The following is a 22,151-nucleotide window of genomic DNA, read 5'->3' as shown; positions in this document are numbered from 1 at the left end:
CACTGGCATGCCAACTGCATAGGAAACGGCTGTCAGAAATTCGTTGCGGGCATTTCGATAACATGTTAACTGTTTCGCGACAACAACAACAACGCCCCACGGAGGTGCGTATGCAAGCCCATCATGCCGCCCAGGTCGGGCTGGAAGGCTGGAGCGCGGCGCTGCGCTCCATCTGCGGTCAGTTCGAGACGCAACTGGCCTTCAGCCGTTCGCTGTTCATCGGCGAGATCCACGCGCAATCGCACTCCGGCCTGACCATGGCGCACCTGCGCACCAATGCCGGGCTGATCGCCCGCAAGCGCCTCAATGCGGACCAGGACGACGACCGCCACTGCTTCCTGATCAGCCAGCGCAGCGGCTTCTCCCAGGTCAGCCAGAACGGCGTGGACATCCAGCTGGCCCCCGGCGAGCTGCTGCTGATGGATTCGGTGGGCAGCTGCGAGATCACCCCCTTCGGCCTCATCGAGCACGCCTCCCTGCACCTGCCGCGCGCGGCGCTGGACAAGGTGCTGCCCGGGCGCAGCAAGTTCGGCAAGGTCTCCGCCGCCTGCGCCAGCGGGCGCATGTTGCACCTGCTGGTGGACCAGCTGTGCCGCGAGTCCGGCTCGAACCCCGCCGGCGCCGAAAGCGAGGCCCTGGAGAACGCCTTCATCGCGCTCCTGCCCACGGCCCTCGGCAGCCACGGCGAGACGCCCGGCAGCGAGGCGCTGCAGGGCGGCAACCTGCGCAGCTACGTGCAGAAGGTCATCGACGAATCCCTCACCCAGCCGGGCCTGAACCCCCAGGGCCTGGCGCAGCGCCTGAACATCTCGGTGCGCCACCTGTACCGCCTGTTCGAGGAGCAGGGCGACAGCGTCTGCCGCTACATCCAGCGCGCGCGCCTGCAGCGCAGCGCCGACGACCTGGCCAACCCCATCCTGCGCGGCGAGTCGATCACCACCATCGCCTACAAATGGGGCTTCACCGACTCGGCGCACTTCAGCCGCGCCTTCAAGAAGCACTTCGAGCGCTCGCCCAAGGACTACCGGGCCAGCGCCCTGAGCGTGGCCTGAGTCAGAGCAGCTGGTCGATGAGCACGGCGTTGCTGTAGATCAGGCTGCCGTCGCTGGCGCGGTGGCCCACCAGGTGGAAGTGGCCGCGTTCCTCTTGGTCCAGGTAGACGCGCATCCGGCAGTCGGACAGCGGGCCGTAGCCCTCGGGCAGGTCCAGTTCCAGGGTGCTCATGTCGACGTCCACCCAGGCCTCGCGCTCGTGGGTGCGCTGCAGTTCTTCCTCGGCGTCTTCCAGGTGCCGGCGGTCGGTGCCGCTGAGGTAGAAGTGGATGTCCTCGATGGGCATGGACTTGGCGTCGGGGTCGGGCTTGTACCAACCTTCGATGGTCAGGGTGCTCATGGCGTGGCCTCCAGTTCTTCGTCGGCCGGCACGGATGCCCGGCCTTCTCCTGGATTGGACCACGGGTTCGCCGGGCTTTCTTCCACGCCTGGACAAACGGATCGGCGGCCGCCGCGGGGGCGCCGGCCGCCGATGGCTCAGGGCGCCAGTTGCCGCGCCAGGTCCCGCACGCGCTGGCGGAGGAAGGCCGCCACCTCGCTGCCCGGTTGCTGCAGGCCGAGGAATTCCAGCAGCGGGTCTTCCACCGCGGTGCGGATACCGCTCAGTTCCTCCAGCACCGCCAGGCCGCAGAAGGGCACGTAGGCTTCGGCGTAGCCGCCCTCGTGGACCAGCACCAGGCGCCCGTCGCAGAGCTGCTCGGCGGCCTCGCGCAGGCGCGCGGTCATGGCGCGGAACGAGCCGCTGTGCAGCAGCATGCGCGCCAGCGGGTCTACGGCGTTGGCGTCGTAGCCGCAGGCGACGATGATCAGTTGCGGGCGGAAGCGCCGCAGGGCCGGCAGGACGATTTCGTCCAGCGCCTGCAGGTAGGCGTCGTGGCCGCTGCCGGCGGGCAGCGGGACGTTCAGGTTGGCGCCCAGGCCGGCGCCGCGGCCGCGATCGGCGACGCCGCCGTAGCCGGGCGGGAAGCAGTTCTCCTGGTGCAGCGAGACGCTCAGCACGTCGCCGCGCTCCTCGTAGATGGCCTGGGTGCCGTTGCCGTGGTGCACGTCCCAGTCCACCACCGCCACCCGCTCGATGCCGTGCCGCGCCCTGGCCGCCTCGATGGCAATGGGGATGTTCGCCAGCATGCAGAAGCCCATGGCCTGGTCGGCCAGGCAGTGGTGGCCCGGCGGGCGCGACAGCGAGTAGGCGTTGTCCGCCTCGCCGCGCAGCACGCAGTCCACCGCGGCCATGGCCATGCCGGCGGAGAGCCGGGCGATCTCGTAGCTGCCCGGGCCGATGGGCGCGTGGTCGCCCAGCTCGCCGCCGCCGGCGTCGCTCAGGGCTTTGAAGCGCTGCAGGTAGTGCTCCGGGTGGACGCGCAGCAGGTCGCGCTCGCTGGCCGGCTCGGCGCTGCGCAGGTCCAGCTGGCGGGTGAGGCCGGAAACGTCCATCAGGTTCTTCAGGCGCCGTTTGCTTTCCGGCGACTCGGCATGGCCGCCGCCGGCCGGCGGCTGCACCCAGCCGCCCACGGGCAGGAACAGGGCGTGCTGGCTGGCGCTGTGCCAGAGGCTCAGCTCATCGAAGAAGAATGCGGTGCGTCGGGTCATGGAAGGCTCCATTCATAGGTGTTCATAGGTGTTCACAGGGGTTGCGCAGTGGCGGCCGCCGCGCGCGGGCGGCTGCCGAGGATCAGGGGCAGGGACAGGGCGGTGAGCGCGGCGGCGCCCAGCAGCAGGCTGTGGAAGCCGCCGTCGACGCCGATCAGCCGCCCGCCGAGGGCCGGGCCCAGGGCCAGGCCGGCGCCTATCACCAGGTTGCTCAGGCTCATCAGCCGGCCGCTGGCGTCCAGCTCGGCGAGGCAGGCGAGGATGAAGGGCAGGGCGTAGGTCCAGGTGAACTTGAACAGCAGCGCGGCCAGGGCGAAGCGCGCCAGGCCCGGGGCGCCGAGCAGCAGGAGGATGGCCAGGGCCATCAGCGCGAAGCCGGCGGCCAGCTGGCCCTCGCGGCGCCAGCGCTCGCCCGCCAGGCTGGCGCAGGTGGCGCCGGCGATGCCGGCCAGGGTGGCCACGGCCAGCACCTCGCCGCCGAGGGTGACGGCCAGCCCGGCGCGTTCGCCGATGGCGCCGACGAAGGTCCAGACCGCGCTCAGGGCGACGTAGAAACCCAGCAGGCCGAGGATGGCGGCGGCGATCTTCCAGCGCGGCGCCTCGACGGTCCTGCGCGGGCCGGTGGCGGCCATGGCGCCGCTCGGCAGGGCGCGCACCAGCGGCAGCGCCAGTAGCATCAGCGCGGCCAGGGCCAGGTAGCCGGCGCCCAGGCCGTAGGCCTGGTACAGGCGTGGCAACACGGCCAGGCCGACGGCGCCGAGCACCAGTTGGCCCAGCACCCAGATGCCGTAGGCGCGGCTGGGGTTGGGCATGCCGGCGGCGCAGGACAGGCAGAGGATCATCAGCGAGCCGCCGCAGAAGGCGCTGAGGGCGCGCAGCACGAGCAGCGCCTGGTAGCCGCCGGCGTTCGCCGAGGCCAGGTTGGCGAGGATGAAGCCCAGCGCCGCCAACAACCCGGCCAGGCGCCAGTCCACGCGCCTGAGCCAGAACAGCGAGGGCAGGGTGGCCAGGCTCATGGCGCCCAGCTCGACGGCGAACAGGTCGCCGATGCGCGCCGGCTCCAGGTGCAGCTGGGCGGCCAGCTGGCTGGCGATGGCCGGGGCGGTGAGCAGCACCGCGGGAGTGATGGCGGCGAACAGCACCACGGCCGCCAGCAGGGCCGGCGAGGGAGTACGCGGAACAGTCATGGCGGCGACCTCAGAAGGCATGGACGAAGCGCAGCAGCAGGTTGTCCTGGGCATACGCGTTGGCGGTGGAGACATTGCGGGTGAGGCCGAGCAGCACCTGGTTGCGCTTGTCCAGCCAGTGGCCGACCTCGAAACCGGCCTGGGTGTAGCGCTGGTGGCTGTCGTCTATGTCGTGGCTGCCCAGGCGCAGGGCGCCGCCGTCGGCGGCGATCAGGCGCAGCGCGGCATAGGTGGCGGGGGTGAAGTCGTAGGAGGCGAAGGCCTGCAGGCGGTACAGCGGCTTCTGTTCGAGGGTGGCGCCGAGGTAGTCGTCGTTGTTGCCGTAGAGCTGGGCTTCCAGGTTGGCTTCCAGCACCCAGTTCTCGCCCACGCCGCGGGTGTAGTTGTAGTTCAGGTGCAGGGCCCAGCGGTTGGCGCCGGGCGACACGCCCGGGTCCTTGGCGTGGTATTCGCCCAGCGGCAGGCTGACCAGGGCCAGCAGGCCGCTGTAGGTGCGCGTCTGCGGCTCGTCGATGAAGAACAGCGTGCCGCCCACCTGCGGGTCGCCCACCCCGCGTTCGCGGCTGCGCTCGGCGGCGCCGGGGCCGCGCGCCTCGATATCGGCGTAGGGCACGATGAACTGCGGCGTGCACAGGCGCCCGCAGATGTCGCTGAACCACAGCTGGCGGTAGGCCAGGGCATTCACCTTGAGGTCGGCCTTGCCGCTGCTGTCCGCCGCGCCGTGGTAGTCGTCGGAGCGCGTGAGCGGCAGGTAGGTCACCCCCAGGCTGGTGCCCACGGGGGCGGAAAAGAAGTCGCGGGCGTTGAGGTCGGCGGCCTGGGCCGGGCCGAGGTACAGCGCGCCAAGGGCGCAGAGCGAAAGGCTTCGGTGCAGCTTCATGGTGGTTTTCTTCTTCTGTCGGTGAGGCGGGCGAAAGCCTCCCCTGGCGCCGCGCGCGGACGCGGCGTCGGGATGTGGAGGCGTTGGGGGAAATGCGGCCGGCTATCAGCCGGGCGGGTGGTGCAGCAGTTGGGCGATGCCGGCCTTGCCGTTGACGCCGAGCTTGCTGTAGATGCTGCGGATGTGGTGGCGCACGGTGTTCGGCGCCAGGCCCAGGTCGCGGGCGATTTCCTTGTAGGTGCTGCCCAGGCCGAAGCGCTGCGCCACCTCGGCCTCGCGGGTGCTCAGGCGGGCCATGGCCGGGCACAGGCGGGCGCTGAGCAGCAGCAGGTCGTGCACGGCGGTGGCCTGCAGTTGCAGGTGCTGGCCGCTGTAGCCGGCGGCCGGGTCGACCTCTGCCGGCAGGCGCGGGCCGGTCCAGCGCGGCCATTCGCGCAGCAGCAGCTCGACGAAGCCGCGCTCGGCATAGTGCAGCAGGCCATGCCGGTCGCACACCGCCAGGGCCAGCGGGTTGGGCGCGTCCAGGCGCTCGCGCAGGGCCACCAGGGCGCGGATCTGGTTGGCCCCTTCGGCGGCCACCAGGTGCGGCATCATCTGGTCCACCAGGAAGCGCTCGCTGGCGTCGAAGGGGCGCGCGCCGGCGCGGCGGTACAGGCTCAGGTGCAGGCTGAGCTGGGTGCGCGGGTCGATGTGGATGATGCAGAGGAATTCGCCGAAGCCGTGGCGCTCGGCCAGCCAGCGCAGGCCGGGGGTGCAGTCGGCGGCGTGGGTGTCGATGCGCACCGAGTGGCCGGGCGTGGCGTAGACGCGCTTGACGGTGATGTCCTGGTGGCGGATCGCCTGCCAGTCCTCCAGGTAGCTGTCCGGCAGCCGGTAGAGGTGGCTGCTGTGCTCCAGCGGCAGGCCGTCGACCAGGGCCGCGCGGCCCCACCAGGCCATGTCGAAGTCCAGCAACTGCTGCAGGCGGCCCATGGCGGCGGCGTGGATGCCGGGCAGCGCGCATTCCTGGGCCAGGCGCTGGAGGTCCAGGACCAGGGCGTTGAATTCGCTGAAGCGCTGGGCGCCGAAGGACAGGTCGAGGGTGCTGCTCATGGGGTTCCCCTGCTGCGACTTTAGTTGTTGTTGTCAGTCATCAGTGAGCGGCCGGGTGTCGGGACGACAGGGCAGGGCCTGGGGCTGAGTATCCGCATCGCGGCGCGCGCGCACCATCCTGCAGATGCAGGATGGGCGGGTGGTTCAGGCCAGCGCGGCACTGCTTTCCGGGAGGGTGGCGCCGCCGTCCACCACCAGCGTCTGGCCGGTGATGTAGGCGGCGGCGTCGGAGGCGAGGAAGAGCATGGCGTTGGCGATGTCCGCCGGCTGGCCGAGGCGGCCCAGGGGGATGCCGGCGGCGATGCGCGCTTCCAGTGCTGCGTCGCCCAGGTTGGCCATGGCCGGGGTGTGGATCATCCCCGGCTCCACGCCGTTGACGCGGATGTTGCGTGGCGCCAGTTCCAGCGCGGCATTGCGGATGAAGCCGTTGACCCCGGCCTTGGACGCCGCGTAGTGGCTCAGCCCCGGGTAGGCCACCCGGTTGCCGGTGACCGAGGAGGTGGCCAGCACGCAGCCGCCGCCGCGCGCGGCGAACAGCGGCAGGGCGGCCTGGGTCAGCCAGAACAGCGCGCCCAGGTTCACCGCCAGGGTGCGCTGCAGCAGCTGCGGGGTGATGGCGGCGAAGTCGGTCAGCGGGAAGTAGGCGGCGTTGTGCACCAGCACGTCCAGGCCATCGAGCCCGGCGAGGGCGGTGGCGATGGCCGGTGGATCGGCCAGGTCCACCGCCAGCGCCCGTGCCTCGTGGCCCTGGCTGCGCAGTTCGCTGGCCAGGGCTTCGACGGCCTGCTCCTGGCGGTCGAGCAGCAGCAGCGAGGCGCCGGCTGTGGCGAAGCCCTCGGCGATGCGGCGGCCGATGCCCTGGGCCGCGCCGGTGACCAGCACGCGCCGGCCGCTGAAGTCGAAGCGCGTCATGGCTGGTTCTCCATGCGTTCGAAGGCGAGGGTGGGCAGGTCCACCACGCTGGCGCCGCCGTCGGCCACCAGGCAGGCGCCGGTGACGATGGCCGCCGCCTCGCTGGCGAGGAACTGGCACAGCCCGGCGATCTCGTCCGCCGTGGCCGGGCGGCGCAGCGGCACCTCGGCGGTGACCCGCGCGTAGGCGGCGTCCAGGCTTTCGCCATGGTGTTGCATCAGCGGCTGCATCTCGGCATCGGCCATGGGCGTGCGCACCCAGCCGGGGCACAGGGCGTTGACGCGCACGCCGCGCGGGCCGTAGTCCCGCGCCAGGGAGCGCATCAGCCCGAGCAGCGCGTGCTTGGCGACGGTGTAGCCGCACACGCCGGGCCCGGCCACCAGGGAGGCGATGGAGCCCACCAGCACCATGTTGCCGCGCCGTTCCAGCAGCGATGGCAGGCAGGCGCGGGCGCTGGCGAAGGCGCTGTCGAGGTTGCCGCGCAGGGCGTCGCGCCAGGCCTGGTCGCTGGTCTCGCCGGCCGCGCCCAGGCCGTGGCCGCCGGCGCAGGCGACCAGCACGTCGATGCCGCCGAAGGCTGCCTCGATGCGCTGGACGAAGCCCTGCCAGGTTTCGCCGTCGGCGGCGTCGCCGGCCAGCACCAGGCCGCCGCACTGGGTGGCGACCTGTTCCAGGGTCTCGCGGCGGCGGCCGATCAGCACCACCTTGTCGCCGGCTTCGGCGAAGCGCCGCGCGCAGGCCGCGCCTATGCCGGTGCCGGCGCCGGTGATGACGACGACGCGGCCGCTCACGGGTACACCGTGCGGTTGAGTTCGTCGCAGTAGGAGGCGACCGGGAAGTTGGACAGCTCGTCGAAGCCGCTGCCGGCGTAGCCGAAGATCTTGCCGTCGCTGCGGTGCTGCTGCAGGTCGATCATCACCAGGCCGAGGGTGGGGACTATCTTCTCGCGCCAGACGAACAGGTACAGCTGCTCGGCGACCTTGTAGTAGTGGCAGCGGTCGGTGTCGCACAGCCCGGCCTCGACGCCGGCCAGGCACTGCCAGGTGTAGAAGCCGTCGTTCAGGTAGATGTGCTCGTAGACCTCGGTGGGGCTGTAGCGGTAGCGGTTGCGCAGGCCCACCAGTTCGCTGCTCGGCGCGTGCGGGCAGGCGCCTTGCTGCCAGGGGCGGTCGAGGCTGCCGTGGAGGATCTGCACCTGCACGCCGGTCAGTTCCTTGCCGGCCAGGGCGCGGGCGTAGAGGCCTTCGCCGGCCTCGGCGGCACCGGGCAGCTGGCCCAGCACGGCGGTGAAGGACTGGCTGTGGCGGTCCAGCACCAGGCTGACCGACCAGGCCTGGCCATTCTCGCGCTTGATGAAGTCGACCAGCACGATGCCGGGGCGCACCGAGGTGGCGCGGTAGGGCGCCTCGCCCGCGGAGTGGCCGTCGGCGGCGCGCCAGCGGGTGGTCTCGGCGTCGAACTGGTGCTCGATGCGCCAGCCGTTGGCGAAGTGCAGCTCCAGGCGCTGCCCGGCGAGGTCGGCCAGGCGCGGCAGGATGAAGGCCTCGGGGGCGAAACCCTCGGCGAGGGCGCCGACGGTGATCCAGTCGGAAGAAGCGGTCATGGGTGGGACTCCTGTGTTGGTGGAGCCCCCATGCTGCGCGGCGGGGCGCGCGGGGAACATCAACCGGATGGTTGATCCAGGAACAGCCGCGCCAGCAGCTCGGTGCGGCTGGCCACGCCGGCCTTGCGGAACAGGTGGATAAGGTGCGTCTTCACCGTGGCCAGGCTCAGGCCGAGCTGGCGCGCCAGGTCCTTGTTGCTGGCGCCGTCGCGCAGCAGCAGGGCGATCTCGCGTTCGCGCGGGGTGAGCTGGGCGAGGGCGTCGTGGCTCCGGGGCAGGGCCTGGGCGGCCAGCTCCAGCAACCCTTGCAGGGCCCGCAGGCGGTCGAGTTCGTCGCTGGAGAAGGGCGCCTCGCCGACGCGCCGCAGCAGCGAAAGCCCGGCCAGCGGGCGGCCGCGGTCGGCGGCGATGATTTCCACCACGTCGATCACCCCGTGCCGGCGCAGGAAGCCGTGGTAGCGCTCGCGCTGGTCGCCGGGCTGCTGCGCCATGCCCACCGCCAGCGGCACCACCGGCAGGCCGGTGGCCAGGCAGGCGCCGGGCCGCAGCGGGTCGAGGCGGTGGTAGTGGTCGAGGTAGTCGGCGTGCATCTGTCGGCCCATGCCGAGCAGCTGGAAGTCGCAGGCCTGCAGGTCGGCGTCGATGCGGTAGAAGGCGGCGCGGGTGGCGGGGACCAGTTGGTGGAAGGCTTGCAGGCAGCGTTGGCCGATTTGTTCGGGGGTGGGCATGGGCTGGGTCCTGCGTGGGGGTGGGGTGAGGTGCCTGAGGGTAGCTTGTTTTCCCTCTCCCTAACCCTCTCCCTGAAGGGAGAGGGGACCGTTGGGCAGGGTTGGATGTTCTGGCGTCAGCCGGCAACGCCAAATGCTTCCGGCTGAAGCCAGGCCTCCTCTCGGCACGGGCTAGCTCCCTCTCCCTTCAGGGCGGGGCGCGCAGCCGAGGGCTGGGGAGAGGGTGCTCTTCAGGCTCCCGAACCAGCCCTCAAACCACCGCGTAGTAATGCTTCACGAACCCCTCCCCCAACACCTCCCAAAGCACCTGCGTGCCCTTGGTCACGAACCAGCTGTCCCCGGCCTTGTACAGCTGGCTCTGCCCGGTGGCTTCGTCGGTCAGCCGCACCTCGCCGCTGACCACCGTAGCCTGTTCGTTGAAGGGATAGGTCATGCGGAACTTGCCGCCGGTGGTGCCGAAGTAGGCGGCGCTGACCGGGTCGGTGGGGGCGCCGGCGGTCATCTTGCCGAAGGCGCGGACCTCGCCTTCGAGGATTTCCGAGCCGAGGTCGGCCACGGTGCCCCAGGCGTCCAGTTGGTCGAGGGTGATGCCTTGCCTGATGGGGGTGAGTGCCATGTGCTTGCTCCTGTGCAAGTGAAGGAAAGAGGGTTCAGCGGCGCCCGGACCAGTAGCCGGACACCTGGTGCCAGGTCTTGCCGGCGCTGAGCAGCAGCGGGCGGAACTGGTCCTTGCCGTGGACGCGGATGCGTCGCACCGAGCTGATCAGGTCGTAGCGCGCGGAGCCTTCGCTCATGCCCTCGGCCAGCACCTTGCAGATGATGTGGCTGGGGGTGACGCCGAAGCCGGAGTAGCCCTGCACGAAGAAGGCGTTGGGGCGGCCAGGCAGGGCGCCGATCTGCGGGAACAGGTTGGGGCTGCAGGCCATGGGGCCGCCCCAGGCCAGGTCGATCTTCACGTTTTCCAGATAGGGGAAGATCTTCAGCATCAGCGCCCGGTTCCAGGCCTTGAGGTCGCGCGGGATGTGCTCGATGAAGGGCGTGGCGGCGCCGAACAGCAGGCGGTTCTCGCGGGTCACGCGGTAGTAGTCGATGACCGGGCGGATGTCGCTGTAGGCGCCGCGGATCGGGCTGATGCGCTGGATGAGTTCGTCCGACAGCGGCTCGGTCATCATCTGGAAGGCGTAGGTGTTGATGGTGCTCTTGTGCAGCTCCGGCTCCAGCTTGTTGAGGAAGCTGTCGCAGGCCCAGAGCAGCTTGCCGGCCTTCACCGAACCCTTGGCGGTGCGCACGGTGATGCGCTCGCCGTAGGTCACGTCCAGCGCCGGGCTGTATTCGAAGATCTTCACCCCGTGGCTGGCCAGGGCCTTGGCCTCGCCGAGCAGCAGGTTGAGCGAGTGCACGTGGCCGCCGCCCATGTGCAGCAGGGCGCTGGAGTAGGCGTCGGAGCCGATGATCTGGCGCACTTCGGAGCCGTCCAGGTAGCGGATCTCGTGGGTGGAGTTCAGCGACTTGAACTCCTTCTCCCAGGCCCGCAGGGTCTTCGCCTGGCGGGCGTTGAAGCCCATGTAGCCGTAGCCGTGGCAGAAGTCGGCGTCGATGCCGTACTTCTGGATGCGGCCCTTGATGATGTCGGCGCCCAGGTCGCTGATCTCGAAGATCTGCCGCAGGCCGTCCTCGCCGACGTCCTTCCTGATCTTCTCCAGGTCGTGGCCGATGCCGGCCATGATCTGCCCGCCGTTGCGCCCGGTGCCGCCGAAGCCGAGGTAGCGCGCCTCCAGCACGACGATGTTGGTGATGCCCTTCTCGGCCAGCTCCAGGGCGGTGTTGATGCCGGAGAAGCCGCCGCCGATCACGACGACGTCGGCCTCCAGGTCCGCCTCCAGGGAGGGGAAGGACAGGTCGTATTTCTTGGTCGCGGTGTAGTAGGTGGGGGTCTCGATGTTGATCATGACTGCAGCCTGGAACCGGAGGGAAAAGGGCGCGGCCGCTGCCGCGCGGATGGCCCTATTAGGGGCCGCGGCGCCCATTCCTGTCTTGACCCTGGCTGCCCGGCCACTTGTCCGGGACTGACAGCGGCGGCTCAGTCGGCCAGCAGTTGCTCCACGCGCTCGACGGCGGCGCGGGCGCAGAGCATGTCCTGCGCCTCGGAGGCGCCGGAGACGCCGACCGCGCCGATGACCACCTCGCCCAGGCGCAGCGGCTCGCCGCCGCCGAACAGCACCAGCCCGGTCTGCAGCGGCAGGCCCTGGCGCACGGTGGGCGCGCTCTGTTCCAGGTAGGCCTGCCAGTCGCCGGTGGGTTTGTCGAAGGCGGCGGCGGTGCCGGCTTTCTTCAGGGCGATTTCGCGGCACGGCTGCGCGGCGCCGTCCATGTGCGCGGTGAGCACCGGCAGGCCGCTGGCGTCGACCAGCGCGATGCTGAGCCGCAGGCCCAGTTCCTCGGCGCGCGCGAGCGCGGCCTGCAGCGCCTGCTGGGCGAGGTTCAGGGTGAGGTGTGCCTGCTGGCGGACGAGTGCGGTCATCGAGGGGACTCCGAGTGGGAAGGTGGGGGCGGATCATGACCGAAAGGGGGCGGGGCTTTGCAAGGGCCAGGAAAATCCTTGCCTGGGCCCCGCCCGCCAGCCGCGCCTTCCCGCGCGGGCCTGGCGGGCGGCGGGGCTTCAGTACACCGAGGGGGCGGACGGGGCCTGGGGCTGGGCGCCGCCCTTGAACTTGCCGGCCAGCTCGCGCAGCGAGCGCATCAGCAGGCTGGTGTCCACGCCCACGGCGACGAACTTCGCGCCCAGCTCCAGGTAGCGCCGGGCCAGCTTCTCGTCGGCGCTGAGGATGCCGGCGGCCTTGCCGGCGCGCTGGATGCGGGCGATGGCGTCTTCGATGGCGGCCTGCACTTCCGGGTGCCCGGGGTTGCCGCGCTGGCCCATGGCCGCGCTGAGGTCGGCCGGGCCGATGAACACGCCGTCGACGCCGTCCACCGCGGCGATGGCGTCGAGGTTGGCCAGGCCTTCGAGGTTTTCCACCTGCACCAGCAGGCACATCTGCGCGTCGGCTTCGTCGAGGTAGCCGGGGATGCTGTTCCAGCGCGAGGCGCGGGCCAGGGCGCTGCCCACGCCGCGCACGCCGAACGGCGGGTAGCGCATGGCGCGCACCAGCTCACGGGCCTGCTCGGCGGAATCCACCATGGGCACCAGCAGCGTCTGCGCGCCTATGTCGAGCAGTTGCTTGATCAGCGCCGTGTCGCCGAGCACCGGGCGGATGATCGGCTGCACCGGGTAGGGCGCCACCGCCTGCAGCTGGCCGAGCAGGCTGCGCAGGTCGTTGGGCGCGTGCTCGCCGTCGATCAGCAGCCAGTCGAAGCCGGCGTTGGCCGCCAGCTCGGCGCAGTAGGGATCGGCCAGGCCGAGCCAGAGGCCGATCTGGGCTTCGCCGGATTGCAGGCGTTGTTTGAAGGTATTGAAGGGGGGGGGCATGGGAGGTCCTTGGTGGAAGGATGAAGCTGGAAGCTGGAAGCTAGAAGCTGGAAGCTAGAAGCTAGAAGCCGGAGTCGCTCTGACTTCCAGCTTCAGGCTTCCAGCTTCCAGCTCAAACTCATCCAAACCGGCAAGAAATACTGCCGAGCTGGTCGTAATCGACGTGGAAGGTATCGCCGGGCGCCGCCGCCACCGGGCGGGTGAAGGAGCCGCCGAGGATCACCTGGCCGGGTTCCAGGGTGACGTCGTAGGGGGCCAGCTTGTTGGCCAGCCAGGCCACGCCCTTGGCCGGGTGGTTGAGCACCGCGGCGGAGACGCCGGATTCCTCGATCACGCCGTTGCGGTAGAGGATCGCCGGCACGCGGCGCAGGTCGATCTCGGTCGGCCGCACCGCGCGGCCGCCCATGACCACGCCGGCGTTGGCGGCGTTGTCGGAGATGGTGTCGAAGACCTTGCGGGTGACCTTGGTCTGCGGGTCCACCTGCTGGATGCGCGCGTCGATGATCTCCAGCGCCGGGATCACCCACTCGGTGGCCTCCAGCACGTCGAACAGGGTGACGTTCGGCCCCTTCAGCGGCTTGCCGAGGATGAACGCCAGCTCCACTTCCACCCGCGGCACGATGAAGCGCTCGAAGGGGATGTCGCTGCCTTCGTCGAAGAACATGTCGTCCAGCAGCGCGCCGTAGTCCGGCTCGGTGATGTTCGACGAGACCTGCATGGCGCGGGAGGTCAGGCCGATCTTGTGGCCTTTCAGCACGCGGCCATTGGCTATCTTCTGAGCCACCCAGGCGCGCTGGATGGCGTAGGCGTCCTCGATGGCGATGTCCGGGTAGTCGAGGGAGAACTGCCGCACCTGCTGGCGCGAACGCTCGGCGGCGTCGAGGCGGGCGGCGGCTTCCTGGATGAGGCTGGAGTCGAGCATGGCGATATCTCTTTAGCGGGGGTTGACCACGGTGGCCGGGGTGCGCAGGACCAGGGCGGCGCCGAGGGCGATGAGGATGGCCAGCAGGTACAGGGCCAGGCTGGAGCTGTGGGTGGTGTCGCGCATCCAGCCGATGAAGTAGGGCGCGGCGAAGGCGGCGATGCTGCCGAAGGAGCTGATCAGGGCGATGCCGGAGGCCTGGGCGCGGTCGGCGAGGAAGGCCGGCGGCAGCTGCCAGAACATCGGCAGCGCGGCGCTGGCGCCCATGCCGGCGAGCACCAGCCCGGCCAGCACCAGCCAGGCGCTGCCTGGCGCGAGGCCGGTCAGGGCCAGGCCGGCGGCGGCCAGCAGCAGCGGCACGGCGAGGTGCCAGCGGCGCTCGCGGCGGCGGTCGGAGGAGCGCCCCAGGGCGATCATGAACACGCAGCCGGCGAGGTAGGGCAGGGCGCTGAGCAGGCCGACGCGGCCGTCGGAGCCGATGCCGGCGCCGTGGATCAGGCTGGGCATCCAGAAGGCCAGGGTGTTCACCGCCAGCATCACCGCGAAGTAGATGGCCACCAGCAGCCAGACCTGGCGATCGCGGAAGATGCCGGCGAGGGAGGTGATCTGCTTGCGTCGTTCCTCGCCCTGCATCTCCGCGCGCAGGCCGGCCTTCTGCTCGTCGCTGAGCCAGGCCACGCGTTCGAAGCTCTCCGGCAGACGGCGCCAGACCAGCAGGCCGAGCAGCACCACCGGCAGGCCTTCGGCTAGGAACATCCACTGCCAGCCGCGCAGCCCGAGGAAGTCGTGGAAGCCCTCGAGGATGCCGCCGGACAGCGGCCCGCCGATCACCCCGGCCATGGGCACGGCGATGGCGAACAGCGCGGTGACGCCGGCGCGTCGGCGCGCCGGGAACCAGCGGTTGATGTACACCAGGATGCCGGGGAAGAAGCCGGCCTCGGCCACCCCCAGCAGCAGGCGCAGGCTGTAGAAGCCGGCCGCGCTCTGCACCAGCAGCATGGCGGTGGACAGCAGGCCCCAGGTGACCATCAGGAAGGCGATCCAGCGGCGCGGGCCGACGCGTTCCAGCATCAGGTTGCTGGGCACGCCGAACAGCGCGTAGGCGACGAAGAACAGCCCGGCGCCCAGGCCGTAGACGGTGTCGCTGAAGTGCAGGTCGGCGCTCATCTGCAGCTTGGCGAAGCCGATGTTGATGCGGTCCAGATGGGCGAAGACGTAGCAGATCAGCAGCAGCGGCATCAGGCGCCAGACCACGCGGGCGTGGGTGGCGTCGCTGCCGGCGGGCAGGGCGGCGGAGGGCTGTGCGGCGGAGGGCAGGGTGGCGGTGCTCATGGTCTTGTCTTTGTTCTGCGAGTGGCCGGGGGCGCGGCGGGCTTCAGCCCGCCTGGCCGTTGAGGAAGGCGTGGACGTTGTTCTGCTTGTAGTTGAGCTCGGCGTTCAGCTCGCTCATCTCGAAGGACAACGCCAGCAGCCGGCGCGCCTGGAGGTCGGCGAAGTGCGCCTTGATCACCTCGAACAGCGCGTCGGCGACCTGCCTGCGGGTGGCCAGGTCGCGCCCGGCGCCCACCTTCAGGCTCATGTGGACGAAGGCGTAGTCGTGCGCGCCGTCGGCCATGCGCCAGGTGTCCAGGCGCACGGCGCGGCTGCGGATGCCGCCGAGCGGGAACACCCCGCTCGCGCCGAGGCAGGCGTGGACCTTCTCGAAGAGGCCGGGCAGGTCGGCCTCGGCTTCGATGTTGTGCGTGTACTCGGCGATGAAGTGCGGCATGGCGGGCTCCTCAGAGGCGGCTGGCGGACGGGTTGCCGGCGGGGTTGGAGGCCTGGGCGGCGGGGATCGCCGAACCGTCCTGCGGGGTGACCGGGAACAGGGCGTTGATCTGCCCGGTGCCGGAGGAGCCGAAGTAGGGCGTGACCACCTCGGCCTTGCCGTCGTAGTCCGACCAGCCCAGCGCGCCGAGGAGCATGGCGGTGTCGTGCATGAAGCCTTCGCCGTGGCCCTTGGCCGCGTACTCCGGGAGCATGCCGCAGAAGGCCTGCCAGTCGCCGCGCTGCCACATCCGCACCACCTCGTGGTCGAGGGTTTCCAGGAACGGGCTCCAGACCTTGTCGGCGAACTCCGGGGCCTGGCCGTTCTGGGCGAAGCGGTGGGTCAGCGAGCCGCTGGCGAGGAAGGCCACGGTGCCGTCGTAGTGCTCTTCCACTGCCTTGCGCATGGCCCAGCCCAGGCGCGCGCTGTCGTTGAGGTAGTGCACGGTGCACAGCGCCGAGACCGAGACCACCTTGAAGTGCTGGTCGGCGTTCATGTAGCGCATCGGCACCAGGGTGCCGTACTCCGGGCCGAGGGTGGTGGCGTCGTGGGCCAGCACGTCCACGCCCATGGCGTTGCAGCCCTCGGCGAGGATGCGCCCCAGCTCCGGGTTGCCGGGGAACTCGTACTCCATGTTGGCGATGAAGTGCGGCAGCTCGTTGCTGGTGTACAGCCCCTGGAAGTGCGGCGCGCAGTTGATGTGGTAGCCGGCGTTGACCAGCCAGTGGGTGTCGAACACCACGATGGTGTCCACCCCCAGCTCACGGCAGCGGCGGCCGATCTCCTTGTGGCCGTCGATCGCCGCCTGGCGGCAACCCTGGCGCGGGCCGGGCAGTTCGGAAAGGTACAGCGAGGGAACGTGGGTGATCTTGGCAGCCAGAGCGAGTTTGCCCATGGTGGTTCTCCTGGTGCGGGGCGCCTGCGCTGGGGCGCCCGGATTCTTGTGATTGTGGCTGCACGCCGGCGATGCAGGCGGCCTGGGCGGCCGCTCTCATCGGGCCGCCTTTTTACACGCCCCAGCGGGGGATGTGGTGGCTGCCCATGGAAATGCACACGTTCTTGATCTCGGCGAACACCTCGAAGCTGTACTCGCCGCCCTCGCGGCCGGTGCCCGAGCCCTTCACCCCGCCGAACGGCTGGCGCAGGTCGCGCACGTTCTGGCTGTTGATGAATACCATGCCGGCCTCGATGCCGCGCGCCAGGCGGTGGGCCTTGCCGATGTCCTGGGTCCAGATGTAGGAGGCCAGGCCGTATTCGGTGTCGTTGGCCAGGCGCAGGGCCTCGGCTTCGTCCTTGAACTTCAGCAGGCAGACCACCGGGCCGAAGATTTCCTCCTGGGCGATGCGCATGCGGTTGTCCACGTCGGCGAACACCGTGGGCTGCACGAACTGCCCGCGGGCCAGGTGCGCCGGCAGGTTGGCCGGGCGCTCCAGGCCGCCGGCGACCAGGCGCGCGCCTTCTTCCATGCCGATGCGGATGTAGCCGGTGACCTTGTCGTAGTGCTGCTGGGTGATCATCGAGCCGACCTGGGTCTTCGCATCCTGTGGGTCGCCGACGATCAGGCGCTTGGCGCGGGCGGCGAACTCCTCGACGAAACGCTCGTACACGCTCTCCTGGATGAAGATACGGCTGCCAGCGGTGCAGCGCTCGCCGTTCAGCGAGAAGATGGTGAACAGCGCGGCGTCCAGGGCGCGGTCGAGGTCGGCGTCGTCGAAGATCAGCACCGGCGACTTGCCGCCCAGCTCCATGGAGTACTTCTTCAGGCCGGCGGTCTGCATGATCTTGCGCCCGGTGGCAGTGCCGCCGGTGAAGGAGATGGCGCGCACGTCGGGGTGGCGCACCAGGGCGTCGCCGGCGGTGGCGCCGTAGCCCTGTACCACGTTGAGCACGCCCGGCGGGATGCCGGCTTCCAGGGCCAGGCGGCCCAGCTCGTTGGCGGTCAAGGGCGACAGCTCGCTCATCTTCAGCACCGCGGTGTTGCCCAGGGCCAGGCAGGGCGCGGTCTTCCAGGTGGCGGTCATGAACGGCACGTTCCACGGCGAGACCAGGCCGCACACCCCCACCGGCTGGTACAGGGTGTAGTTGAGCATCTGGTCGTCCACCGGGTAGCTGTGGCCGTCCATGCGCGTGCAGACCTCGGCGAAGAACTCGAAGTTGTGCGAGGCGCGCGGGATCAGCACGTTGCGCGTCTGGTGGATCGGCAGGCCGGTGTCGAGGGTTTCCAGCTCGGCGAGGTTGGGCACGTTCGCATCGATCAGCTCGCCCAGCTTGCGCATCAGCTTGGCGCGTTCCCTGGCCGGGGTGTTGGCCCATTTCGGGAAGGCTTCCTTGGCCGCGGCCACGGCCATGGCGATTTCCTCGGCGCCGCCGCTGGCGACTTCGGCGATCACCTCGGTGGTGGCCGGGTTGATGGTCTGGAAGACTTCTTTGCTCTCGACCTCGCGGCCGTTGATCCAGTGCTTGATCATGCTTGTTTCTCTATCTCGATTAGGGACGGGCGCGGTTCGCGAAGAACTCGGCCTCGCTGACGATGCGGTTGACCAGGCGGCCGACGCCTTCCACTTCCACCACCACTTCATCGCCCGGCACCACGTCGGCCAGGCCTTCCGGCGTGCCGGTGGCGATCATGTCGCCCGGCTGCAGGGTCATGAAGCTGGAGAAGTATTCGATCAGGTAGGGGATGTCGAAGATCATGTCCGCGGTGGTGCCTTCCTGCTTCAGCTCGCCGTTGACCCAGGTGCGCAGCTTCAGCTTCGACGGGTCGACCACGTCGGCGGCGTCGACGATCCAGGGGCCGACCGGGGTGGTGGCGTCGCGGTTCTTCACCCGCAGGTTGGGGCGGTAGTAGTTCTCCAGGTAGTCGCGGATGGCGTAGTCGTTGCAGACGGTGTAGCCGGCCAGGTAGGCGAGGGCGTCCTCGCGCCTGACGTTGCGCGCCGGCTTGCCGATCACCGCCACCAGCTCGCACTCGTAGTGCATGTAGGCAACGTTGTCCGGGCGCCAGGTGACCTGGTTGTGGCCGGTGTAGGTGCCTTTGGACTTGATGAACGCCAGCGGCTCGGTGGGCGCCTTGAAGGCCAGTTCGGCGGCGTGGTCGGCGTAGTTCAGGCCGAGGGCGAACATGCTCCCTTCGGCCGGCGGCAGCCACTGCACCTCGTGCTCGCCGAGCAGGCGGCCATCGGCCAGGCGCACGGCGTTGTCGGCTTCCACGGTCACTGCGTGGACTTCGCCCTGGTAGCGGATGCGTGCGTGTTTCATCTCAGGCTTCCTCCGCCACGACGTGATTGACCAGGCGGCCGAGACCTTCGATCTCCACCACCACCTCGTCGCCCGGCTGCACGTCGACGCGGCCCTCGGGGGTGCCGGTGATGAGCACGTCGCCGGCGTGCAGGGTCATGAACTCGCTGATCTCGGCGATCAGTTTGGGAATGCTGCGCACCAGATTGGCGGTGCTGTTCTGCTGGCGCACTTCGCCGTTGACCAGCAGGCGCAGCGGCAGGGCGTGCGGGTCGGCGATCTCGTCGCGGCCGACCACTTCGCTGCCCAGCGGGCAGAAACCGTCGCGGCACTTGGCCTTGACCGCCGGGCGGTAGTAGCTGTCTTCCGGCAGGCTGAATTCGTTGACGATGACGTAGCCGGTCACGTAGGCCATGGCCTCGTCCTCGCTCACGCGGCTGGCGTCGCGGCCGAGCACCACGCCCAAGGCCGGGCCCGGCTGCAGGCGCTCGACGCCAGCGGGGAACACCACCGCCTGGCCGTCGCCGTTGCGGGTGTTCGGCGTCTTGATGAACAGCACCGGCTTGACCGGCGGCTTCTGGTAGGGCGGCTGCTGGAATTCCTCCAGCCGGCTGTGCAACAGGCCCTGGTAGTTCAGCGCGACGCCGAACAGGGTGCCCGTTGCGGCTTCGCTGATAGCGCGACGCATGGCTTCGTTCTCCTGCTTCACCCGGGCCGTGGATACCCGGGTATCGTTAACATGTTAGCGTTATAGTTAATATGTTAACTATGGTCAAGCCTCGTCCATCGGGGCCTGGTTTCGCTACGGGCATTGGAGCAGGCGTGCCGGCGTGGGGATTGTCCGGCGCTGCCATGGCCTTGACCGACGCTGCCAGGGCGCCGCGCGGGTCGTCGCAGGGTTTGCCTATGCAGGGGCTATGCTGGTTAAAATCTTTCCTATTTTCAGTCGAGTAGCCCATCTACATGTCCACGCCGCGTCCGTCCCTGACCCTCACCCTGCTGCAGGCCCGCGAGGCCGCCATGGCCTTCTTCCGCCCCTCGCTGAACCAGCACGACCTGACCGAGCAGCAATGGCGCATCGTGCGCATCCTCCGCCAGCAGGGCGAGATGGAGATCTACCAGCTGGCGCAGCAGGCCTGCATCCTCAAGCCGAGCATGACCGGCGTGCTGGCGCGCATGGAGCGCGACGGCCTGGTGCGCCGCTGGAAGTCCGAGCACGACCAGCGCCGCGTGCTGGTGTGCCTGAGCGAGAAGGGCCAGCAGTGCTTCGTGGCCATGAGCGGCGACATGGAGAACAACTACCGGCGTATCCTCGAACAGTTCGGCGAGGACAAGCTGCAGCAATTGCTGGGGCTGCTGGACGAGCTGAAGAAGATCAAGCCCTGAGGCTCTTTGTGTAGGAGCGAGGGGGACGCCTGGTTCTAGCTCGCTCCTACAGTCCCACAGGCAGGTAACCCCATGGCCCGCGCACCCATCCCCAACATCGACATCGGCCAGGTCTACGACCTGCGCTACAGCGATTCCGAGGTGCACTACGAGGAGCTGGGCAAGCTGGCCGACTTCTTCGGCCGCAACATGCCGGTGCACCGCCACGACCGCTTCTTCCAGGTGCACTACGTCAAAAGCGGCTCGGTGCGCGTGTACCTCGACGAGCAGCTCTACCACCGCCAGGGCCCGCTGTTCTTCCTCACCCCGCCGACCATCCCCCACGCCTTCGTCACCGAGAACGACGCCGACGGCCACGTGCTGACCGTGCGCCAGCAACTGCTCTGGCCGCTGCTGGCGCCGGAGCAGGGCCTGGCCGCCGGGCCGGACATCGGCCCGGTGTGCGTGGCCTTCGACCAGCTGGACGAGACCTTCGCCGGCGAGGTGGCACGGGTGGATGGTCTGTTCGAGCTGCTGCGCGAGGAATTCCGTGGCGAGCGCCCCGGCCGCGAGCTGGCCCTGGCCGACCTGGTGCGGCTGATCTTCGTCAGCCTGCTGCGCCTGTCGGCGCGTTCGCTCAAGGCGCAGCCCATGCGCCGCGAGGACCTGCGCCTGTTCCAGCGCTTCAACCAGCTGATCGAGCAGCACTACCCCGAGCACTGGCCGCTGACGGCCTACGCCGAACGCATCGGCGTGACCGAGGCGCGGCTCAACGACATCTGCCGGCGCGTCGCCGGACTGCCGTCCAAGCGCCTGGTCCACGAACGGCTGATGCAGGAGGCGCGGCGCCTGCTGCTGTTCAGCGGCAGCTCGGTGAACGAGATCTGCTACCAGCTGGGGTTCAAGGACCCGGCCTACTTCAGCCGCTTCTTCGCCCGCAATGCCGGGATGGCGCCGGGGGAGTACCGGCAGCGCAGGGCGGGTGACAAGGAAGAAGCCTGGCGGTAGGGCGGGGCTTTCCGTTGCCCCGACAGAAAACCCGTGGCTTCCGGTCTTTTGGTTAACTTGTTAACTTTATGCTCCGCCCCCACCCGGACCCTCCCATGCCCACCCCAGCCCACCCCCAGCGCCTGATCCTGCCCCTGGCCGCGCTGGTCGCCTTCGCGCCCCTGTCCATCGACACCTACCTCCCCAGCCTGCCGCTGATCGCCAGCGACCTGTCCGCCGGTGCCAGCGAGGTGCAGTTGACCATCAGCCTGTTCCTCGCCGGCCTGTGCCTGGGCATGCTGTTCTACGGGCCGCTGTCGGACCGCTTCGGCCGTCGGCGCCTGCTGCTGGGCGGCATCTGTCTTTATTTGCTGGCCACCCTCGGCTGCCTGTTCGCCGGCACGGCTTCGGCGCTGATCGCCTGGCGTTTCTTCCAGGCCCTGGGCGGGGCAGCGGCCTCGGTGCTGGCGCGGGCCATAGTGCGCGACCTGTTCCCCCTGCAGCAGTCGGCGCGGGTGCTTTCGCTGATGCACCTGGTGACCATGCTTGCCACCCTGGTGGCGCCGCTGCTGGGCAGCCTGCTGGCCCAGGCCGCCGGCTGGCGCGCGGTGTTCGCCGTGCTCTTCGCCTTCGCCGCGCTGTGCCTGCTCACGGTGCTGTGGCGGATTCCCGAGAGCCTGCCGGCGGCGCAGCGCGGGCAGTCGGTGGCGCAGGTGTTCCACGCCTACGGGCGCATCCTCCTGCAGCCCAGGGCGCTGGGCTACATGCTGTGCATGGGCCTTTCGTTCGGCGGCATGTTCGCCTTCATCACCGCCTCGCCCTTCGTCTACATCGAGCATTTCGGCGTGTCCTCGCAGGCCTATGCCTGGCTGTTCAGCCTGAACATCGCCGGCATCATCCTGGCCACCAGCCTCAATGCGCGCCTGGTGGGGCGGTTCGGGCCGCAGCGGATGCTCGCCTGCGGCGCTGCCGTGGCTGCGCTGTCGGGGCTGCTGCTGTTGGTCTGCGGCTTCACCGGCTGGGGCGGGTTGCCGGCGCTGGTGCTGGGCGTGCTGCTCTACGTCAGCGTCACCGGCCTGCTCGGCGCCAACTGCGTGGCCAGCCTGCTGGCGCTGTTCCCGCGCGAGGCCGGGGCCGCCGCCGGGCTGGCGGTGACCGGGCAGTTCGCCCTGGGCACGGCGTGCAGCGCGCTGGTCGGCGCGCTTTCCGATGGCAGCCCCTGGCCGATGTGCCTGGTGGTCGGCGGCGCCGGCATCGGCTGCCTGCTGGCCTTTCTCCTGGCCCGCTGGCATGCCCCGCAGCCGCTGGTGGAAGCGGCCTGAG

24 protein-coding genes are annotated in these 22,151 nt (G+C 69.8%); 4 read left to right on the top strand and 20 right to left on the bottom strand.

Features of this window, described 5'->3' with window-relative positions:
• The first annotated feature begins 110 nt into the window (after positions 1-110).
• Positions 111-1,052, top strand: coding sequence for a transcriptional regulator FeaR (gene feaR, locus FG99_RS15175; protein WP_043270814.1), 942 nt, complete (start codon positions 111-113; stop codon positions 1,050-1,052).
• A 1-nt stretch (position 1,053) separates the two neighbouring features.
• On the opposite strand, the gene FG99_RS15170 is transcribed toward feaR, so the two are convergent.
• The 20 genes from FG99_RS15170 to FG99_RS15075 form a co-directional block, all read right to left on the bottom strand.
• Positions 1,054-1,392 carry a hypothetical protein gene (locus tag FG99_RS15170; RefSeq protein ID WP_009621654.1) on the bottom strand — a complete coding sequence of 113 codons (339 nt, stop codon included), beginning with the start codon at positions 1,390-1,392 and terminating at the stop codon, positions 1,054-1,056.
• A gap of 137 nt (positions 1,393-1,529) precedes the next feature.
• Positions 1,530-2,642, bottom strand: a complete 1,113-nt coding sequence (locus FG99_RS15165) for a class II histone deacetylase (RefSeq protein ID WP_043270812.1) — start codon at positions 2,640-2,642, stop codon at positions 1,530-1,532.
• A 32-nt stretch (positions 2,643-2,674) separates the two neighbouring features.
• Complete coding sequence (locus FG99_RS15160; RefSeq protein WP_081884639.1) at positions 2,675-3,829, bottom strand: MFS transporter; 1,155 nt, start codon at positions 3,827-3,829, stop codon at positions 2,675-2,677.
• A gap of 10 nt (positions 3,830-3,839) precedes the next feature.
• Positions 3,840-4,709 carry a transporter gene (locus FG99_RS15155; protein ID WP_043270808.1) on the bottom strand — a complete coding sequence of 290 codons (870 nt, stop codon included), beginning with the start codon at positions 4,707-4,709 and terminating at the stop codon, positions 3,840-3,842.
• Between the two features lie 105 nt (positions 4,710-4,814).
• Positions 4,815-5,801 carry a response regulator transcription factor gene (locus tag FG99_RS15150; protein ID WP_043270806.1) on the bottom strand — a complete coding sequence of 329 codons (987 nt, stop codon included), beginning with the start codon at positions 5,799-5,801 and terminating at the stop codon, positions 4,815-4,817.
• Positions 5,802-5,945: 144 nt separating this feature from the next.
• The gene (locus FG99_RS15145; RefSeq protein ID WP_043270804.1) at positions 5,946-6,713 is read right to left on the bottom strand and encodes an SDR family oxidoreductase; all 768 of its coding nucleotides are present in this window, start codon (positions 6,711-6,713) and stop codon (positions 5,946-5,948) included.
• Positions 6,710-7,504, bottom strand: a complete 795-nt coding sequence (locus FG99_RS15140; RefSeq protein ID WP_043270803.1) for an SDR family NAD(P)-dependent oxidoreductase — start codon at positions 7,502-7,504, stop codon at positions 6,710-6,712. The genes FG99_RS15145 and FG99_RS15140 overlap by 4 nt, the downstream gene beginning before the upstream one ends.
• Positions 7,501-8,316: a molybdenum cofactor biosynthesis F family protein gene (locus FG99_RS15135; RefSeq protein ID WP_043270801.1), complete on the bottom strand. Its 816-nt coding sequence runs from the start codon at positions 8,314-8,316 to the stop codon at positions 7,501-7,503. The genes FG99_RS15140 and FG99_RS15135 overlap by 4 nt, the downstream gene beginning before the upstream one ends.
• A gap of 59 nt (positions 8,317-8,375) precedes the next feature.
• Positions 8,376-9,044, bottom strand: a complete 669-nt coding sequence (locus tag FG99_RS15130) for a response regulator transcription factor (RefSeq protein ID WP_043270799.1) — start codon at positions 9,042-9,044, stop codon at positions 8,376-8,378.
• A 250-nt stretch (positions 9,045-9,294) separates the two neighbouring features.
• On the bottom strand, positions 9,295-9,660 hold the full coding sequence (locus tag FG99_RS15125; protein ID WP_009621663.1) for a cupin domain-containing protein: 366 nt from the start codon (positions 9,658-9,660) through the stop codon (positions 9,295-9,297).
• A gap of 34 nt (positions 9,661-9,694) precedes the next feature.
• A complete protein-coding gene (locus FG99_RS15120; RefSeq protein WP_043270797.1) occupies positions 9,695-10,993 on the bottom strand; it encodes an NAD(P)/FAD-dependent oxidoreductase in 1,299 nt (432 codons plus the stop codon).
• A 131-nt stretch (positions 10,994-11,124) separates the two neighbouring features.
• Entirely contained in the window at positions 11,125-11,565 is a 441-nt protein-coding gene (locus FG99_RS15115; RefSeq protein WP_043270795.1) for a GlcG/HbpS family heme-binding protein, read from the bottom strand.
• A gap of 138 nt (positions 11,566-11,703) precedes the next feature.
• The gene (gene hpaI / locus FG99_RS15110; RefSeq protein WP_043270793.1) at positions 11,704-12,510 is read right to left on the bottom strand and encodes a 4-hydroxy-2-oxoheptanedioate aldolase; all 807 of its coding nucleotides are present in this window, start codon (positions 12,508-12,510) and stop codon (positions 11,704-11,706) included.
• A 118-nt stretch (positions 12,511-12,628) separates the two neighbouring features.
• Entirely contained in the window at positions 12,629-13,432 is an 804-nt protein-coding gene (gene hpaH, locus FG99_RS15105; RefSeq protein ID WP_009621671.1) for a 2-oxo-hept-4-ene-1,7-dioate hydratase, read from the bottom strand.
• Positions 13,433-13,444: 12 nt separating this feature from the next.
• Complete coding sequence (locus FG99_RS15100; RefSeq protein WP_043270791.1) at positions 13,445-14,764, bottom strand: MFS transporter; 1,320 nt, start codon at positions 14,762-14,764, stop codon at positions 13,445-13,447.
• A 43-nt stretch (positions 14,765-14,807) separates the two neighbouring features.
• A complete protein-coding gene (locus FG99_RS15095) occupies positions 14,808-15,200 on the bottom strand; it encodes a 5-carboxymethyl-2-hydroxymuconate Delta-isomerase (protein WP_043270789.1) in 393 nt (130 codons plus the stop codon).
• 10 nt (positions 15,201-15,210) lie between these two features.
• Positions 15,211-16,134: a 3,4-dihydroxyphenylacetate 2,3-dioxygenase gene (hpaD, locus tag FG99_RS15090; RefSeq protein WP_043270787.1), complete on the bottom strand. Its 924-nt coding sequence runs from the start codon at positions 16,132-16,134 to the stop codon at positions 15,211-15,213.
• A gap of 112 nt (positions 16,135-16,246) precedes the next feature.
• Positions 16,247-17,707: a 5-carboxymethyl-2-hydroxymuconate semialdehyde dehydrogenase gene (hpaE, locus tag FG99_RS15085; protein ID WP_009621678.1), complete on the bottom strand. Its 1,461-nt coding sequence runs from the start codon at positions 17,705-17,707 to the stop codon at positions 16,247-16,249.
• Positions 17,708-17,726: 19 nt separating this feature from the next.
• Positions 17,727-18,497, bottom strand: coding sequence for a fumarylacetoacetate hydrolase family protein (locus FG99_RS15080; RefSeq protein ID WP_043270785.1), 771 nt, complete (start codon positions 18,495-18,497; stop codon positions 17,727-17,729).
• A 1-nt stretch (position 18,498) separates the two neighbouring features.
• Entirely contained in the window at positions 18,499-19,164 is a 666-nt protein-coding gene (locus tag FG99_RS15075) for a fumarylacetoacetate hydrolase family protein (RefSeq protein ID WP_043271527.1), read from the bottom strand.
• 275 nt (positions 19,165-19,439) lie between these two features.
• Between FG99_RS15075 and hpaR the strand changes: the two genes are divergently transcribed.
• The 3 genes from hpaR (at position 19,440) to FG99_RS15060 (ending at position 22,150) form a co-directional block, all read left to right on the top strand.
• A complete protein-coding gene (gene hpaR, locus FG99_RS15070; RefSeq protein ID WP_043270783.1) occupies positions 19,440-19,862 on the top strand; it encodes a homoprotocatechuate degradation operon regulator HpaR in 423 nt (140 codons plus the stop codon).
• Between the two features lie 72 nt (positions 19,863-19,934).
• Positions 19,935-20,849: a 4-hydroxyphenylacetate catabolism regulatory protein HpaA gene (hpaA, locus tag FG99_RS15065; RefSeq protein ID WP_009621686.1), complete on the top strand. Its 915-nt coding sequence runs from the start codon at positions 19,935-19,937 to the stop codon at positions 20,847-20,849.
• A 95-nt stretch (positions 20,850-20,944) separates the two neighbouring features.
• Entirely contained in the window at positions 20,945-22,150 is a 1,206-nt protein-coding gene (locus FG99_RS15060; RefSeq protein WP_043270781.1) for a Bcr/CflA family multidrug efflux MFS transporter, read from the top strand.
• Position 22,151 lies beyond the last annotated feature (1 nt).

Origin of the sequence: Pseudomonas sp. AAC, assembly GCF_000725445.1 — a bacterium.
GTDB classification, from domain to species: domain Bacteria; phylum Pseudomonadota; class Gammaproteobacteria; order Pseudomonadales; family Pseudomonadaceae; genus Pseudomonas; species Pseudomonas citronellolis.
Note: the sequence above shows the minus strand (reverse complement) of the source record. Positions and strands in the feature narration are given on the sequence as shown.

What these genes read in the sequence shown, in the direction of transcription:
- FG99_RS15120 (WP_043270797.1), bottom strand. Translation starts at nt 10,993, where the DNA reads ATGATCAACATCGAGACCCCCACCTACTACACCGCGACCAAGAAATAC.
- FG99_RS15095 (WP_043270789.1), bottom strand. Translation starts at nt 15,200, where the DNA reads ATGCCGCACTTCATCGCCGAGTACACGCACAACATCGAAGCCGAGGCC.
- hpaA (WP_009621686.1), top strand. Translation starts at nt 19,935, where the DNA reads ATGGCCCGCGCACCCATCCCCAACATCGACATCGGCCAGGTCTACGAC.
- FG99_RS15130 (WP_043270799.1), bottom strand. Translation starts at nt 9,044, where the DNA reads ATGCCCACCCCCGAACAAATCGGCCAACGCTGCCTGCAAGCCTTCCAC.
- FG99_RS15080 (WP_043270785.1), bottom strand. Translation starts at nt 18,497, where the DNA reads ATGAAACACGCACGCATCCGCTACCAGGGCGAAGTCCACGCAGTGACC.
- FG99_RS15165 (WP_043270812.1), bottom strand. Translation starts at nt 2,642, where the DNA reads ATGACCCGACGCACCGCATTCTTCTTCGATGAGCTGAGCCTCTGGCAC.
- FG99_RS15060 (WP_043270781.1), top strand. Translation starts at nt 20,945, where the DNA reads ATGCCCACCCCAGCCCACCCCCAGCGCCTGATCCTGCCCCTGGCCGCG.
- hpaI (WP_043270793.1), bottom strand. Translation starts at nt 12,510, where the DNA reads ATGCCCCCCCCCTTCAATACCTTCAAACAACGCCTGCAATCCGGCGAA.
- FG99_RS15115 (WP_043270795.1), bottom strand. Translation starts at nt 11,565, where the DNA reads ATGACCGCACTCGTCCGCCAGCAGGCACACCTCACCCTGAACCTCGCC.
- feaR (WP_043270814.1), top strand. Translation starts at nt 111, where the DNA reads ATGCAAGCCCATCATGCCGCCCAGGTCGGGCTGGAAGGCTGGAGCGCG.
- FG99_RS15150 (WP_043270806.1), bottom strand. Translation starts at nt 5,801, where the DNA reads ATGAGCAGCACCCTCGACCTGTCCTTCGGCGCCCAGCGCTTCAGCGAA.
- FG99_RS15075 (WP_043271527.1), bottom strand. Translation starts at nt 19,164, where the DNA reads ATGCGTCGCGCTATCAGCGAAGCCGCAACGGGCACCCTGTTCGGCGTC.
- hpaD (WP_043270787.1), bottom strand. Translation starts at nt 16,134, where the DNA reads ATGGGCAAACTCGCTCTGGCTGCCAAGATCACCCACGTTCCCTCGCTG.
- FG99_RS15125 (WP_009621663.1), bottom strand. Translation starts at nt 9,660, where the DNA reads ATGGCACTCACCCCCATCAGGCAAGGCATCACCCTCGACCAACTGGAC.
- hpaE (WP_009621678.1), bottom strand. Translation starts at nt 17,707, where the DNA reads ATGATCAAGCACTGGATCAACGGCCGCGAGGTCGAGAGCAAAGAAGTC.
- hpaH (WP_009621671.1), bottom strand. Translation starts at nt 13,432, where the DNA reads ATGCTCGACTCCAGCCTCATCCAGGAAGCCGCCGCCCGCCTCGACGCC.
- FG99_RS15170 (WP_009621654.1), bottom strand. Translation starts at nt 1,392, where the DNA reads ATGAGCACCCTGACCATCGAAGGTTGGTACAAGCCCGACCCCGACGCC.
- hpaR (WP_043270783.1), top strand. Translation starts at nt 19,440, where the DNA reads ATGTCCACGCCGCGTCCGTCCCTGACCCTCACCCTGCTGCAGGCCCGC.
- FG99_RS15160 (WP_081884639.1), bottom strand. Translation starts at nt 3,829, where the DNA reads ATGACTGTTCCGCGTACTCCCTCGCCGGCCCTGCTGGCGGCCGTGGTG.
- FG99_RS15155 (WP_043270808.1), bottom strand. Translation starts at nt 4,709, where the DNA reads ATGAAGCTGCACCGAAGCCTTTCGCTCTGCGCCCTTGGCGCGCTGTAC.
- FG99_RS15135 (WP_043270801.1), bottom strand. Translation starts at nt 8,316, where the DNA reads ATGACCGCTTCTTCCGACTGGATCACCGTCGGCGCCCTCGCCGAGGGT.
- FG99_RS15145 (WP_043270804.1), bottom strand. Translation starts at nt 6,713, where the DNA reads ATGACGCGCTTCGACTTCAGCGGCCGGCGCGTGCTGGTCACCGGCGCG.
- FG99_RS15100 (WP_043270791.1), bottom strand. Translation starts at nt 14,764, where the DNA reads ATGAGCACCGCCACCCTGCCCTCCGCCGCACAGCCCTCCGCCGCCCTG.